Genomic DNA, 15,741 nt, shown 5'->3' with positions numbered 1-15,741 from the left:
ATTAATTACAAACGCTTTGGCTGTATTCGAATGGCTATACAGTACTAATTGATACAGTTGTCCGAGTTGAAAATCTCTTTATTTTTATGTGGAATTAAGACAATATGCGCTAAGCATATAGCTTAATGTGTCATAACGTGCAACGTAGATGACAAGAATAATAAGGGCTTCCTACTTAAAATGAAACAAAACTTACCTGTCACCCAAGTTGAAGAGGGGTATTCGGATAATGCCAACATCCTATCAACTACAAACCTCAAGGGCGCTATCACTTATGTCAACGACGACTTTATAAATATAAGTGGTTTCAGGGAAGATGAGTTGCTTGGCAAAAACCATAACATGGTTAGACACCCGGATATGCCACCCGCTGCATTCGATGATCTTTGGTCTACCGTGAAGTTGGGTAACTCATGGATGGGTATGGTGAAGAATCGATGTAAAAATGGAAATCATTACTGGGTAGATGCGTATGTGACACCGATTAAAAAAAATGGTGTCGTTGCCGAATATCAGTCGATACGAAGAAAACCAGACAGATCGTTTATTGAGCGTGCTAATCAAATTTATCCTAAAATGATGGCGGGTAAGTCACCGATTCAGTTAAAAAAGAAACTTCCTACCATCACTAAAACACTCCTCTGGCTTATCCTTCCTTTATTGACGTTTATGACTGCACTTTTTTTCTTAAGTGATCCGATCTATCAATTAGTGTTGGGTTTTTCAGGTGTACTTTTATCGTTGATCGGTCAGCTAGTTACGCTGAGCCCTCTCAAGAAAGTGATCAAAGCATCTAAGGCTGTGATGGAAAACCCTGTAGCGTGTTATGTCTATACCGGTAGAAATGACGATATTGGACAAATGCTATTGGCGCTTAAGGCTTTGGAGTCTGAAACTGCTGGGCTTATAGGTCGGATCGCTGACTCGGCTAATACGATGATGAATAGTTCGACTAGCCTAGGTGTTGCCGTTAATCAGTCTCGCGCAGGTGTTGAAAGGCAGTATGCAGAAACGGATCAGGTTGCTGCTGCTATCAATGAAATGTCTGCCAGTATTCAAGAAGTGGCTGGCAACGCTCAAAGTACAGCGTATTCTGCAGAGCAAGGAAAGAAAGAAACAGGTAAAGGTAGACGAGTCGTTGAAGAAACGGTTTCCTCTGTTAAAGCACTCCGAGATGAAATCATTCAAGCAGCTAAGGTAATTGATGAAGTTAAAGCCAGCAGTAATTCAATCTCAACAATATTGGATGTGATTAATGCGATTGCTGAGCAAACAAACCTGTTGGCGTTAAATGCCGCGATAGAGGCTGCACGTGCTGGTGATGCAGGCCGAGGATTTGCTGTAGTCGCTGATGAGGTTAGATCTTTAGCAACAAGAACGAGAACATCAACGGAAGAAATTCGGGTGATGATTGAACAGCTGCAATCTAACTCCACAAAAGCTGTTGATGTGATGAATTTAGGAAAAGAAAAAACGGAAGAGGCGGCCATTAAAGGGAGTGAAGCTGTAACATCTTTAGAAGCCATTTGGGCTGCTATTGAAAATATTAATGATATGAGTACCCAAATTGCTGCAGCAGTTGAGCAACAAAGTGCGGTTGCAGATGAAATTAATCGAAGTGTTGTGTTGATTAGGGATATGTCAGAACAAAATTTGGATGCCGTGTCGAAGAGTTCATCAACCAGTGATGATGTTCTCTCACTAGCGACCGGGTTTTCAGAGTTGGCGGATCAATTTTGGTCGAAGCAAAAAACTAGGTAGTTAGTTTTTGGTGATGATTTATTACATTCAGTGCTGCAACGGATATGCCTATCATAGTTAGGAGTTAGTTTTGTCTGACGCGATCAATGAGCCTATCCGACTTGGATTGATGCCTCCCTTGACGGGTTTGGTACACATGTATGGTCAAGAGATCTGCTGGGCTGCTCAAATTGCTGTCGATGAGATCAATCAAGCGGGAGGTTTGCTCGGCAGAAAAGTTGAACTGGTCATAGAGGATGATGGAAGTTTACCTGAAACCGCAGTGCCAGCTGCCCATCGTCTTGTCGATCAACAGTGTTGTGTCATTATTGGCAACTTAATGTCCAATTCACGAATTGCTGTGGCTGATCAGGTCAGTGAACGTAGGCAGGTTCCCTATCTTAATTTTTCGTTTTACGAAGGCAGTATCGCAAGCCGATACTTCTTCAGTTTCGCAGCACTTCCCAACCAGCAAATATGCAAAATGATTCCTTATATGGCCAAAAACTTTGGTCCTAAAATGTATTTTGCTGGCAATAATTATGAGTGGCCAAGAGGATCCATAGAAGCTGCAATGAATTCATTGCATCAACAGAATGGTGAAGTCGTCGGTGAGCAATACCTTGCATTAGGTGTCAGTAATTCTGAGATAGATTGGTTGTTAGATGGGCTAGAACGTTCTGGTGCTGACGTTTTCGTGCCTTACTTTGCCGGTGTTGACCAAATCAACTTACTTAATCGCTTCGCAGAGCGTGGTCTGAAGCAACGCATGGCAGTTGTTATGGGGCACTATGATGAAGTACTGGTTTCATATCTAAAGCCAGAGGTCAGGGAAGGTTTATACTCCAGTAATACGTATTTTATGTCGGTTAATACTGCTGCAAATAAACACTACTTAAAGAAGTTAAGTCAATTGCCCCAAGTAGAGGGTATTTGGCCTGAGGGTAATGGGGTGTTAACGAACTTTGGTGAGGGCGTTTATACCTGCGTTAAAGCCTTTGCTGAAGCCGTTAGAAAAGTTGAAAGTACTGATCCCGAGTTACTGATTAAAGCATTACAAACGGTTTGTATTAGTGCTCCTCAGGGGTTGGTGAGTATGGATGCTGCGACCCATCATGCATGCGTTAATAGTTATTTATCGCAATGTGGCGGTGATGGAACGTTTGAAATTATTGAAACCTTTGGAGCGATTTCACCGCAAATTCCATCACGTTATCTAGACCAGTTTTATAGAAAACTGAATGTGGCATCCAATCAGTCAGTGTTATCAACTAGCTCCAATCAGCAGGAACAAGCTAATCAGCCTAGTGTAGATAGCTCAATCAGTATCCTTTCAGTTGCAGATATGGCTGTGATTGCCACCAACGAGTTAGGCATCATCACAGAAGCAAATCCAAGGGCTGCAGAGCTTTTTCGTTACGCCTATCAGGAAATGATTGGTCTTTCAGTGCATCAATTGGTACCACCTAGCATTCGTTCTCGTCATGAAGAATATTTCAAACGATTTGTTGAAGGGAGTCTTCATCAAATGCGAATGTCTGAGCGGGCAGAAATTTCAGGTTACTGTAAAGACGGTACTTACTTCCCGATGGATGCCTCTATTTCCAAAACAGAAAGTGCTCATGGAAGGGTGTTGGTTGCAACTATTGTCGATCTGACAGCAGTTAAAAAAGTAAAAGATGAGTTGGCATGGAACGCCTATCACGACCCCTTAACAGGGCTTCCGAATCGGTCACTCATTTTGGATAGATTAAGACATGCCTTGGATAGGTCAAAGCGTGAAAATGGACATTTGTCAGTATTGTTTATTGATTTGGATGGTTTCAAAGAAATTAATGATACACAGGGTCATGAAGCAGGGGATCTTCTGTTAAAAGAAGTGGCTAAGCGCTTAGTCACAACGGTTCGTCCAGGAGATACCGTAGGACGATTATCAGGTGATGAGTTTGTTGTTTTATGTGAAGCACTTGAAGGAGTTGATCAGGCAGGAATCATCGCAACCCGCATTATTGAAGCATTGCGCAAGGATGTATCATACCTAAACGCGAAGTTGACAATTACGGCAAGTATTGGCGTAGCGATTGGTCATGGTAGTACCCACTCTGCTGAAGATATGCTTCGTAATGCCGATTTAGCAATGTACACCGCCAAAAATAAAGGTAGAGACAGTTGGCAGTTTTATAGTCAACTGGTTCAAGATGAGACGGCATTACGTTTAGAAATCTCTTTAGGGCTTCGCAATGCAATAGAAAAAGATGAGTTTTACTTAAATTTTCAGCCCATTGTTGGAAGTGATAGTGGTGCTGTCAAGGGTGTTGAGGTATTGCTAAGATGGAACTCTTCTCTTGGAGAAATATCTCCAGCACTTTTTATTCCGATTGCAGAAACTAGCAACATTATTATCGATATTGGTCGATGGGTTTTTCATAAAGCCTGTGAGGTCGAGTGTCGTTTAGAAGAGGTGTTTGGTGATACCGCTCCTTATATCTCTGTTAATCTTTCCACAAGACAGTTGAGCGATGTGCGATTGGTTGAGTCTTTTCAAGATATACTCCAAAAAACGTCCGCAAATCCTTCTAATATCCTACTAGAGATCACCGAAACCTCGTTGATGGCTGATTTAAGCTCGAATAAAGCGATTCTAGAGCGCTTTGTCGATATGGGTTTTCGTTTAGCCGTTGATGATTTTGGTACGGGTTTCTCCTCGCTTGCACAACTACTGAATTTGCGCGCTCATACACTAAAAATTGACCGTGCTTTCATAACTGATTTGGAACAGCGCCCAGACAGTCAGGCAGTGGTGGCGGCTATTGCTCGAATGGGAAGGGCGCTCAATATGCAGTTAGTCGCTGAAGGCGTAGAAACATCCTTACAACGTGATTTAATCAGTGCACTAGGCATTCATTTAACTCAAGGGTTTTATTTTCATCGTCCTATGAATGAAAGCGCCGTGTTTAGACTGTTATCCGATCATCATAACAGCCTTGAGATCGCGGGTAGTCCACTCAGTTTTTTGATTTACATTAGTCGACCAGTGGATGATGCTCAAACAGAACAATTCCAACAAATTGCGGAAAAAGCTACCTATTCAAACAGATTAGTGGGTGTGACAGGTCGTTTGATTCTTCTTGATGGTGCGTTTATTCAATATCTGGAAGGAAAAGAGATCATTATTAATCAACTTTTTCAAAAAATCTGTCATGACACCAGGCACACCGATGTAACGCTACTGATGAATGGAAACATAGATCAGCGTTTGTTTATGGATTGGTATATGGGGTTTCATCGTCTGGATAAATCATATTTGCTCAACGCCGCTGGTGTTAAAACAGGTAAATATGATTTGTTTAACTATTACAGAGAACATCCGGAAATGTCCTGTACCTTATTTGAAGCAATAGCGACTCAGGTCAATTAATAGAAAAGACCTCTAATACTCGTGTTTACGTATAGTTGGATAGTGTAATGATAAATGACCTTGATAGGCGAAAAGCAATAACAAGATCGACGCCAAGCACGGATGACTTTAACTTGTCCAGTCAGCAGGCGTCTATCATTGATGCCGCTAATGAAATGATAGCGACCATTTCTCTTGATGAACGCATACTTTTTGTCAATCATGCGGGTCGAAAGTTGTTGGCTATCTCACAAGATCATAATTTGGCATCTGAACCGCTTTACGTGGAAGACTTTCACTCTGCTGAGGTCTATGCACTCTTAAAAGATCATGTTTTCCCATCCATTATTCAACAACGTGAAACATGGAAAGGTGACATTGAGTTTAAAGACTTAAATAATCAATCTATTCCCGTTAACTTAAGCGTTATACCGCACATGGATGAGCATGGAAAAGTCGCATGGATTACGGGGATTGCTAGAGATTTGCGTGAACAAAACGCACTGGAAATACAGCAACGTCTGGCTAAAAGAGTATTTGATAATACCATTGAGGGTATTTTTGTAACGGATGCCTTCTCTCGAATTTTGCAAGTTAACCGTGCTTTTTGTGAAATAACGGGCTATTCAGCATCTGATGTCATGGGTAATACCCCTAAGATTCTGCAATCAAAACATCATGACTCAAGTTTCTATGAAGCTTTGTGGAATCAAGTCAATAAAACAGGTACTTGGCAAGGAGAAATTTGGAATCGCAGGAAAGATGGGAGTGCATATCTACAATGGTTGTCGATTAACTGCCTGAATAATAAACAAGGTGAAATAGAGTATTATGTTGCTGTATTTCATGATCTATCTGAGCTGAGGGCGCGAGAAGCTCAAATTGATTTTTTAGTTAATCATGATCCTTTGACAGAGCTGGGGAATAGAAACCAATTAATTGATCGACTTAAATTTAGTATTCAAAGCAATATCCATCGTAATAAGAAAATCGCAGTCATTAAGTTAGACCTAGGAGAAATTCAGCTGATTAATGACAGCTTTGGTCATGCTTTCTGCGATCGGTTGATACAACAAGCTGCTAGTCGATTAAAGCCCATAGTGAGTGATCAAAATCTATTAGTGCGTTTAGCTGCTGATGAGTTTGGTGTGTTGGTTGCTGATATTAAAAACGCGATAGATATTAGTCGTTTGATCTTTGAATTAAAGTCATCACTCCAGCTACCTTTTCAAATAGATAATGAAAACTTATATATGAATCCATCATTGGGTATCGCTTTTTATCCAGATGATACGACTAACGTTGATGACTTATTGCGCTTTGCACGAATTGCATTGCAGCAAGCTAAGAGCGATGGCCGAAATACTTTTTGCTTTTACAACTCTGATATGAGCCATCAAGCACGTGATAGATTGTTGCTTGAGCAAGCACTCAGAGAAGCCATTGCATCCAATGGTCTCAGCCTGAATTTTCAACCGAAGGTTCACTTAGAAACAGGCGAGGTGTTTGCGTCAGAGGTTTTAGTCAGATGGAATCATCCTACACAAGGCTTTATCTCTCCATCGGTATTCATTCCGATCGCAGAACGTTCTGGCTTAATTGCTGATTTAGGCAGTTGGGTCATGGAGGAAACGTGCCGACATTTAGCGGAAATTAAACAATCTGGACTAGCCATATTGCCCGTGGCAATCAATCTATCAGTGTATGAACTTGAAGGTTCAGGTTTTGCAAAGCACTTAATGAAATATGTGAATGATTACGATTTAGAACCCAGCTTATTTGAGTTTGAAGTGACTGAAACAGGATTGATTTCCAGAGAAGAGATGGTCATCGAGTCATTGAAACAGCTCAGAGAAGCGGGCTTTAAAGTAGCACTTGATGATTTTGGAACGGGCTACTCAAGTTTGTCTTACTTGAGGAAGCTTCCATTAACTACCCTAAAAATTGACAGAGCTTTCGTTAGTGACCTTACTGATGATAAAGTCGCTGCCAGTATTGTAAGAACCGTCATCACATTGGCAGAAAGTCTAAATCTTGAAGTCATCGCCGAAGGTGTTGAAACGATAGAGCAGCAGTCTCATTTACTAAAGCTAGGCTGTACTAAAGCGCAGGGTTATTTGTTTTACAAACCACTTGATAGTTTGGAATTTAAAAAATTAATAAATACAGAATCGATAAGGTAAACCATACACCCAATTTGGTATTCCTCGGTATGCTAAATGACAAATGTATAGTCACTCATACCACTATTATTTAGCACATACAGATTCTTTAACGGGTGTAGCAAATTTCAAGCTAAAGAGCTAGGTAGAAACCGTATCGAAGTTGACTAGAAAAGCCATGTAGAACTATTTACGTCGTCTTTTAAGAGAGAATAGATCCAAGCGACGATCTTTGAGATTTGTAACCGAGCCTTCATTTCTTAGTACTTTCAAGCTAGATAGATCTAGATCCGAAAAGAAAATCATCTCGGTATTGGGAGTCGTTTCGTTCAACACCGCATCATGTGGAAAGGCAAAATCTGATGGTGTGAAAACGGCCGATTGAGCATACTGTATATCCAAACTTTCAATGGATGGTAAGTTTCCTACGCTTCCGCAGGTAACAACATAGCATTCATTTTCAACAGCTCTGGCTTGTGCACAATGACGAACGCGTAAGTAGCCGTTCTTAGTATCTGTCCAGAAGGGGACAAATAAGATATCCATATCATCATCGGCTAGTAGACGGCCTAGTTCAGGAAACTCAACATCGTAACAAATTAAAATACCGATACGTCCAGCGTCGGTGTCAAAAACATTTAGCTCATTTCCACCCTTTATCACCCAATCTCTGCGTTCTTGAGGAGTTATATGCAGTTTTGCTTGGCGTTCAAAAGTACCATCTCTTCTGAGTAGGTAGGCGACATTGTAAAGTTGCTCATCATCACCTAACTCAACCATCGAACCCGCAATAATGTTGATATTGTAGCTGACTGCCATTCGCAAAAGTTCTGTACGGAAGGTTTCAGTAAATGTTGCCAGAAAGCGGATATATGCTTTGGGGTCGGTTTGCTCTGTCAGTCCCATCAAAGGGGCGTTGAAGAGTTCAGGGAAAACGGCAAAATCACTTTGGTAGTCCGATAATGCATCAACAAAGTATTCAACTTGTTGAAGTGCACTTTCAACCGACTCAAATTCACGCATTTGCCATTGAACTGCACCCACACGAACCTGAGTGGGTTTGGCATTGACAACACGATCCTCTGGTTCATAAAGGATATTGTTCCATTCTAAAAGCGTTGCATAGCCCTTAGAATTATCATCCTCTGGAAGATATCCGCGCATCAAACGCTTAACTAAAAAGTCATTAGAGAGCTGAAAAGATAAAATTGGATCATGAATCTCTTTGCGGGCAACATGATCAAGGTATTCTGTCGGCTTTAATTGATCCGCATATTCGTGGTAACCGGGAATACGTCCACCGGCTAAAATAGCCCGAAGATTTAATGATCGGCACAGTTCTTTTCTGGCTTCGTAGAGACGTCTGCCCAAACGATGTCCACGATATTTAGGCTCGATCAGAGCATCCAATCCGTAGAGTGCATCACCGTCAGCCTTGTGCTTAACTCTTTCATAGCGATCAATTAAGTCACTGTATTTATGCGGATCAGAGAAGATGGCGTAGTCAACCAGAACGCTAAGAACCACCGCTACAATTTGATCGTCATCTTCAATAACGATTTGCCCATCAGGGAAATCTTCGATTAAGCGGTTAATGGTTTTCTCTGGCCATGCACCACCTATGTCGTTATAGACATGATCCATTAACACTTTAAGTTGAGGATAATCAGATTTATTTAGGTTACGTAGATTAAGATGCGGTTCATCTAAGCTCATTGAGTCTCCAGTTTGTATTTAATAATACGTGCAGTAATGAACCATTGTACGTTGAGTACTTAATGATGCAATGTAAGTTGGTCGCCTTCAAATGCCGGAAGTTTTGTGAGTAGCTATTCCAGCGGGCGATTTGTTGCTGACACAAGGAGCACCTAAGTCGATCATGGCGTTTACCAGTGTGACCATATACTTACGATCCTTGATTTCAGGGATGACTGGGTAGCAGCTTTCCAGCGATTTCAAGCGCATCCACGGGCCAATAGCGCTCAGGTCTTGGGCGATGAACTCCTGCTTTACCTTGCAATGGACGACATTCAAGTATCGACGTAAGCCATTGCTGTGGAATGGCATCAATACCATAAACGGCACCCAGAAGCGCCCCGCAAATGGCTGCATTGGTATCCGTATCACCACCACGTCCAACGGTATCGATCAGTGCTTCCTCAAGATTGGGTGCATGCAGAAGCTGCCAAAGTGCGTTTTGAAATGCAATTAATACCCAGCCTTGTTTATCTATGTAATCTGAAGGTGCCATGAAAGCGGCATCACCGATGATGGCTTTTAGCTCAAAATCAACATCCAAGTGGTTGGCATAATTTTCAATCAATTCATATACCTCTGCTGCAGAGAGGCGCTTTTGAATGGCTCTGGCAATTCCAAGCACAAATAAAGCATTGGCTTGCTGACAGATTTGATGGGGGTGAGTTAGAGCCGCATCCTGCATCGCCCAATCGATGATCTCTTTATCAGACGATTCAGCCGCAAAAATGCCTAACGGGCTGATACGCATTAACGCTCCATTGGCTTGACTGTCGGTATTGGGAACGCCCTTGAGTCCATCACTAATGGTTAAACCGCAATCAAATGGCTGTGAGTCAATCCACCCTTGATAAGCTTTAAAGGCTTCATTAGCATCATAGTGACCATGCTTAACCAGCATTCTTGCAAGATCGAGCGCCATCTCGGAGTCATCTGTCGGTTGACCAGCCAGCGTGTTCCAAGTACCGCCATCGACTAATTCGCGTACACCCTTGGGATAGTTTTTGCTAATGCTGTCAGCATCTTGAAATTCAACCAAACTGCCTAAGGCATCACCTGCCAGTTGTCCGACTAAGCATCCTTGAGCACGTTTTAACTGCATTAATTAACCTTCCTATTTTTTTGATAGACGGTTGCAACTACAAAGAGATCACTTTGATGATCATCTATCCACTGCTTAAATTCTATTGGGAAACTGTTAGTTGAGCCCCAATGTATACCGTATTCTTGTGGCATGAACAAAGGCGCTAACAGGGAGCAGGCGGTAATATCGGCACGCGAAAAGTGATCACCAGCCAGGTATTTCTCAGTTCGATAGATCTGTGCGACTTCTGTTAATAGGTGTTCAAGAACAACGCGAGATGCTTCTGCAGTTTCAGCGTTGATACGCATTTTCTTGCGCATAACGTGTGCGATTTTTGGAAAGAGCAGTCGAAATAACCAGCGTGAATAAAACGGCAAGCCGGTCGATAACCAAGGAACTAAAATCTTAGGATGATCTAACAAATAATAATAGGCAAAAACACGAGTAGCGGGTCCTAACTCTGAATCCAGTCTTGATTCCCATTCTCTTGCCAGCGTTGCATCAACAGGGGTGTAACAGGTATCGACTTTAATTGTATCAAGGTAATCGAGTATCTCGGCTGATCCTTGGATAGCTTGATTACCATGCTTAAGCAGAGGAACAGCGCTAGATTTAGCAAATTGACGAATAACCTTGATATGAAATCCAGGCAACAAATTTTGGGTTTGATAATGAAGCCCTTTCAAGTCCAATGCCCAGCGTACTTTTTCACAATAATGGGAAATGGGGAATTGGTAGAGTTTAAGGTCGCTCATTTTACAATGCTCAGTAATTATTGATTTGTTTTTATTTATTTACTATGGCGCTTTACGTAATGCCTTAACCTTTCCCCGTTGAGTTTTCTGATCGACTCGTCGCCGTTGAGATCCTTTGGTTGGCTTGGTAGCTCGACGCATTTTTGTGGGTTTAATGGCTGCTTGAATCAGTTCCCTCAAGCGTTGCAATGCATCTTCTTTGTTCATTTCCAGGGTACGAAAACGTTGGGCTTTGATCACTATCACACCTTCTTGGGTAATACGCTGATCTGAGTAATGCATCAAACGCTCTTTATAGTAGGCAAGCAATGACGAGCGTTGGATGTCAAAGCGAAGATGTACTGCTGAAGACACCTTGTTGACATTTTGGCCGCCTGCTCCTTGGGCTCGAATCGCTTGGAACTCAATTTCCCAATCGGCAAGGGTAATGTTTGGCGATATTTCTAGCAAAGTTACCTCATAGGTATTATTCCATTGTTTAATGATTACTCTACCGATTATATCAGTGAATTAACAATCACATTTTGCAGCAACTCCTAAATTAATATTCCATTATAGAATAAAAATATCTTAAAATATTCTTTTAGGATCTATTGATGTATATCAACATTTTGTTAAGAATGGGCGCACTTAACCTATAAACCGTGAGTTGACCCATGAAAAAAATCTTGAAGTCTGTTTTACTCGCCTGCGGCTTGTCCGTTTTTGCCCTTAATGCCCAAGCGGGCCTTGTGTCCTCGCAATGGTTGAAAGATCGTCTAGATGATGAATCAATCATCATGATCGATGTTCGTAGCAGTATCGATGAGGGTGGTGATCGTGCCAGTTTTGAGGCAGCACATATTCCGGGAAGTCTTTATTCCAGTTATACCGATGATGGCTGGCGCGAGAACCGGGGTGGTGTCACTGGATTGAAGCCTTCTGTATCTGCTTTGGAAAGGTTAGTCGGTAGTTTAGGCGTGACTCCAGATCGTCATGTTGTCGTGATTCCAGCCGGTTCAGGCCCTACTGATTTTGGTTCAGCGGCGCGTGTCTATTGGACCCTTAAGTATCTAGGTCAGGAACAGGTTTCTTTGCTTAATGGTGGTTTTAAAGGTTGGCAAGCCGCTGGTTTCCCTGTGGCATCCGGCAGTCCTGAGTATCATCCTGTTCGTTATGTTGCTAATCCTCGTCCTGAGCTGTTGGCTGAGCTTCCTGAAATCGAATCACGTGTTGCCTCTCGCCCACAAAGCTTAGTGGATGCTCGTCCTGAAGCGTTTTTTACTGGGCAAACACAAGCAGGTCCTGTGGCTGCACCTGGAACCTTACCCGGAGCGATCAATTTCGAACATCAGAGTTTCCTAGTGGAACGTGATGGTGCATGGTTTTTAGACGAGTCTATGTTAGAGCGTCAACTGGTTGCCAATAGCTTAACCGATGCATCTGACTTGGTGACTTTCTGCAATACAGGGCACTGGGCCGCAACAGATTGGTTTGCATTTAGTGAAGTGGCTGGACTTGAGAATATCAGTCTATATGATGGCTCGATGGCTGAGTGGGCTCACGGTGGTGAGCGAGTGACTCAAGTGCCATCAAGAGGTATTTCTCGCTTCTTAGCGCGTTTTCAAAACTAATCTGATTGGTAATAAACAAGGGTAATCAAGTGTCAAATTTAACGGAAACCTTTTCATCGAATCCGGCTGATGCTTTAGTAAAAGCTGAAGCAAAGTCGACGGGTATTCGCATTGATGGGTTTGTGGTACTAGTGGCTTTAATCGGTCTCGGCTTGCTAGGTACGCTGATTTACATGGAAACAGCACCTTTTTTAGTGGGGCTGTTTTTCCTGGGTGGCCTTCTGGGTGTTGCTTTGTATCATGGCGCGTTTGGCTTTACGGCAGGTTGGCGTAATTTGATCGTCAAAAAAGAGAGTGCTGGCCTTCGCGCACAACTGATCCTCATCGCTTTAGCGTCTCTATTAATGATTCCTGTGCTGGGTTCAGGTCAACCGGGTATGGTCGGTGCTGTGGCACCGGTAGGTCTCTCTTTGATAGTTGGTTCTTTCCTATTTGGCTTAGGCATGCAACTGGGCGGTGGTTGTGGCTCTGGAACACTGTTTACGGTAGGTGCTGGTAACTTACGCATGACGGTGACCCTGATTTTCTTCATCATTGGCAGTTTAGTTGGTACCTTCCATTTACCTTGGTGGTTAGATCGTCCAGGAACAGATCCTATTAGTTTGATCTCAGGATTTGGTGTTACTGGTGCGCTGATTGTTCAGGGAATTGCCTTACTAGCTGTGTACCTTTGGATCAGAAAGGTTGAACAAAAATCTCATGGCCACGTTAGTCATGCAGATATTCAGTTTAGACCGGGAGAAAAAGGTTGGGGCGCGACATTACTGACAGGACGTTGGCCGTTTATGTGGGCCGTCGTTGTGTTAGCTGTTGGTAATCTTTTGACACTACTGATCAGTGGTTCACCTTGGAGCATTACCTTTGCCTTTGGTTTATGGGGCGCCAAAGTGGCCCAAGCGTTTGGCATGGACATGAGCCAATATGAATTTTGGACTTGGGATTTTCCAGCTCAAGCCCTCAGAGATTCTGTTTTAGTGAATGTGACCTCGGTGATGAACTTTGGGCTCTTACTGGGTGCCATGCTAGCGGCGGGACTGGCGAACAACTTCAATGCAACCGGTAAAAATCTACCACAATTGAAGCCTTTTCTGGCGGCAATTATCGGTGGTTTATTGATGGGTTATGGTGCTCGTTTAGGGTTTGGCTGCAATGTGGGTGCCTTCTTTTCGGGAATCGCCTCGGCGAGCTTGCATGGTTGGATCTGGTTTGCTTCTGCTTTTCTCGGTTCCATTATTGGGGTGAAATTACGTCCCAAGTTTAGTCTGCCGGATTAAAGGGGAGGTGAGTATGTATCGTAAACATCGAGTCATCTTTGCGCTACTGGCTATCTTTGCGTTGATCATGGTGGATCACCTGCATAGCCCAACTTTTGCATTTAACACAGGGCAGGGTAATGCTCGCACCAGCTTGAATCAGTTAGATGTTGGAGCCTGCGCACCTTGTGGTGCACCTTGTCCATCCTCTCGCGATTGACGCGCGATTGTCTTGAAGCCTCACGGAGGAGGCTTCAGTCTTTTAGTCAGCCTTCTCTAACCGCTGAAAATTCCTTATCCGCCTGCCAAATACGATACTTAACTTGCGTGCCTTCTGGCACATAAACAACGATCGGCAAACGGCTATTGTATCTGATGAGGTAGGGTTCTCCTCCTAATGAAATAAAGCGCTCCACTTTCGGGGTATTAGGATCTACCGCCATTAAAGTCCCGGCCATGGGCCCTAGTTCATTGACAACATAGCGGGTGTAGCCCCAGCCCTCGATATCGACTTCTTCAATAGCGCCAACAAAAAAGTAGCGATTGTGCTCATCTGTCAGTAGGGTGCGTCCTACTAATAGCTCAACTTTAAAGTCCGATTCATCATTTTGAGCGGGAAGTTCGAGTACAAATCGAGTCATCCCTTTTTCTGCTTCTGGAAAGGCTTCCATATTAGCAAATACCTGTGTGCTCAAAAAAAGGGCAAGAATTAAAGGGGCAAAAAGCGTTTTAATCTTTTTCATAGTCAGTCCTTAATATGATTGAGTGCGACTTTAACGGCCTCGTGAGCGTGTATTTCAGTCGTATCATAGAGTGTAACATTCGTATCTGAGCGCTGGATTAACAGACCTATCTCGGTGCAGCCTAAAATCACTCCCTCAGCACCTTGGTCTTTCAAAGACGTAACGATTTCTAAATAATCGTGTTTGGATTGGGCATTAATCTTACCAAGGCATAGTTCATTATAAATAACAGAATGAATACGCTCACGTTGCTGTTTGTCAGGAATGATAACTTGAATGCCATGATGTTCCAGCCGTTCGCGATAGAAGGTTTGTTCCATGGTAAACCGTGTTCCTAGCAGTCCAATGCGCTTTATAGCGTCTAGCTTCAATACCGCTGCTGTCGCGTCTGCTATGTGAAGTAGCGGAATACGAATTGCTTGCTCGATCTGTTCGGCGACTTTATGCATCGTGTTAGTACAGATTACAATGAAGTCGGCTCCAGCACGTTCGAGTGCTTGCGCGGCATTCATCAAGATCTCTGCTGTCGCAGGCCAATTACCCTGATGTTGCAGTGATTCTATTTCGGCAAAATCGACACTGTAGAGAACCAGCTTGGCTGAATGAAGGCCACCCAGCTCGGCTTTGACGCCTTCGTTGATCAGTCGATAATAGGTTTGAGTCGACTCCCAGCTCATTCCGCCGATTAGGCCAATGGTTTTCATTTAATCCCTCGGTACGACAATAATCGGCGACATCATAAAGCCACGATGAAAGAAGAATGGATCGCAATTGCAATTCAGGTTAGGCGGTTCTTGCAGTTCCGGCCAAAGATGGACATTTTCAGCTTTTAGAACAGGAAACTGATAAGGTTGCTCACCGACTTGACCTGTTTCAAGTTCAGTAAATTGCCCAACGGCGGTGACCTCTCGACCTTCTGCATAAATTACGGGATCAATAAAATCAGTTACCAAAATTCTAAATCGGCCACTGCTCACGTCTGATTTAATAGGACGTCCAGATGCATTCAACGTGAATTCAACCACCTCGATGACACTGCCTTGTTCAAGATTTCTGACGGCCGCTATCTCTCCACCCCAGCGTACAAGTTGCCCTGTGGATTCAGTTGTTTTAGCGGCAGAAAAATCCAGTAGCGCTTGTTCATTTGCGAGTTGCAGGTTGGAGGGAACGGAACTGCAAGCACTTAATATCAACACTAACATGATTAACAGCAAGCGGAACATGGTGTGGCTCCTGATT

Annotated in this window: 13 protein-coding genes; 6 read left to right on the top strand and 7 right to left on the bottom strand. The window is 43.1% G+C overall.

The window, feature by feature from the left end; all coding sequences use genetic code 11:
• Window positions 1-180 precede the first annotated feature (180 nt).
• From F7R24_RS11780 to F7R24_RS11770, 3 genes are all read left to right on the top strand, one after another.
• The gene (locus tag F7R24_RS11780) at window positions 181-1,761 is read left to right on the top strand and encodes a methyl-accepting chemotaxis protein (protein ID WP_151671457.1); all 1,581 of its coding nucleotides are present in this window, start codon (window positions 181-183) and stop codon (window positions 1,759-1,761) included.
• Window positions 1,762-1,831: 70 nt separating this feature from the next.
• Window positions 1,832-5,158: an EAL domain-containing protein gene (locus F7R24_RS14935; protein ID WP_206057538.1), complete on the top strand. Its 3,327-nt coding sequence runs from the start codon at window positions 1,832-1,834 to the stop codon at window positions 5,156-5,158.
• 47 nt (window positions 5,159-5,205) lie between these two features.
• Window positions 5,206-7,320, top strand: a complete 2,115-nt coding sequence (locus F7R24_RS11770) for a sensor domain-containing protein (protein WP_151671456.1) — start codon at window positions 5,206-5,208, stop codon at window positions 7,318-7,320.
• Between the two features lie 165 nt (window positions 7,321-7,485).
• Here F7R24_RS11770 and F7R24_RS11765 read toward each other — a convergent pair whose 3' ends face one another.
• The 4 genes from F7R24_RS11765 to arfB all read right to left on the bottom strand — a co-directional run bounded on the left by F7R24_RS11765 (window position 7,486) and on the right by arfB (window position 11,343).
• Window positions 7,486-9,015 (bottom strand): bifunctional GNAT family N-acetyltransferase/carbon-nitrogen hydrolase family protein, encoded by a 1,530-nt coding sequence (locus tag F7R24_RS11765; RefSeq protein WP_151671455.1) that lies wholly within the window; start codon window positions 9,013-9,015, stop codon window positions 7,486-7,488.
• A gap of 205 nt (window positions 9,016-9,220) precedes the next feature.
• Entirely contained in the window at window positions 9,221-10,156 is a 936-nt protein-coding gene (locus tag F7R24_RS11760; RefSeq protein ID WP_151671454.1) for an ADP-ribosylglycohydrolase family protein, read from the bottom strand.
• Window positions 10,156-10,893 carry a glutathione S-transferase family protein gene (locus F7R24_RS11755; RefSeq protein ID WP_151671453.1) on the bottom strand — a complete coding sequence of 246 codons (738 nt, stop codon included), beginning with the start codon at window positions 10,891-10,893 and terminating at the stop codon, window positions 10,156-10,158. The genes F7R24_RS11760 and F7R24_RS11755 overlap by 1 nt, the downstream gene beginning before the upstream one ends.
• A 42-nt stretch (window positions 10,894-10,935) precedes the next feature.
• The gene (arfB, locus tag F7R24_RS11750) at window positions 10,936-11,343 is read right to left on the bottom strand and encodes an alternative ribosome rescue aminoacyl-tRNA hydrolase ArfB (protein ID WP_151671452.1); all 408 of its coding nucleotides are present in this window, start codon (window positions 11,341-11,343) and stop codon (window positions 10,936-10,938) included.
• A 206-nt stretch (window positions 11,344-11,549) separates the two neighbouring features.
• Between arfB and F7R24_RS11745 the strand changes: the two genes are divergently transcribed.
• The 3 genes from F7R24_RS11745 to F7R24_RS11735 are packed head-to-tail and all read left to right on the top strand — an operon-like array spanning window position 11,550 to window position 13,979.
• Complete coding sequence (locus F7R24_RS11745) at window positions 11,550-12,506, top strand: sulfurtransferase (RefSeq protein ID WP_151671451.1); 957 nt, start codon at window positions 11,550-11,552, stop codon at window positions 12,504-12,506.
• A gap of 29 nt (window positions 12,507-12,535) precedes the next feature.
• Complete coding sequence (locus tag F7R24_RS11740) at window positions 12,536-13,780, top strand: YeeE/YedE family protein (RefSeq protein WP_240776099.1); 1,245 nt, start codon at window positions 12,536-12,538, stop codon at window positions 13,778-13,780.
• Window positions 13,781-13,793: 13 nt separating this feature from the next.
• Window positions 13,794-13,979, top strand: a complete 186-nt coding sequence (locus F7R24_RS11735; RefSeq protein WP_151671450.1) for a hypothetical protein — start codon at window positions 13,794-13,796, stop codon at window positions 13,977-13,979.
• Window positions 13,980-14,025: 46 nt separating this feature from the next.
• On the opposite strand, the gene F7R24_RS11730 is transcribed toward F7R24_RS11735, so the two are convergent.
• From F7R24_RS11730 to F7R24_RS11720, 3 genes are read right to left on the bottom strand one after another with little or no spacing between them, the layout of a single operon-like run.
• Entirely contained in the window at window positions 14,026-14,502 is a 477-nt protein-coding gene (locus F7R24_RS11730; protein WP_151671449.1) for an ecotin, read from the bottom strand.
• 2 nt (window positions 14,503-14,504) lie between these two features.
• A complete protein-coding gene (locus F7R24_RS11725; RefSeq protein ID WP_151671448.1) occupies window positions 14,505-15,206 on the bottom strand; it encodes an aspartate/glutamate racemase family protein in 702 nt (233 codons plus the stop codon).
• Window positions 15,207-15,725: a Slp family lipoprotein gene (locus F7R24_RS11720; protein WP_151671447.1), complete on the bottom strand. Its 519-nt coding sequence runs from the start codon at window positions 15,723-15,725 to the stop codon at window positions 15,207-15,209. It lies immediately after the preceding gene.
• Window positions 15,726-15,741: the final 16 nt, after the last annotated feature.

The sequence above is a fragment of the Nitrincola schmidtii genome, from assembly GCF_008973715.1.
In the GTDB taxonomy this organism is placed as follows: Bacteria; Pseudomonadota; Gammaproteobacteria; order Pseudomonadales; family Balneatricaceae; genus Nitrincola; species Nitrincola schmidtii.
This window is presented reverse-complemented; position numbering and strand designations above follow the sequence as displayed.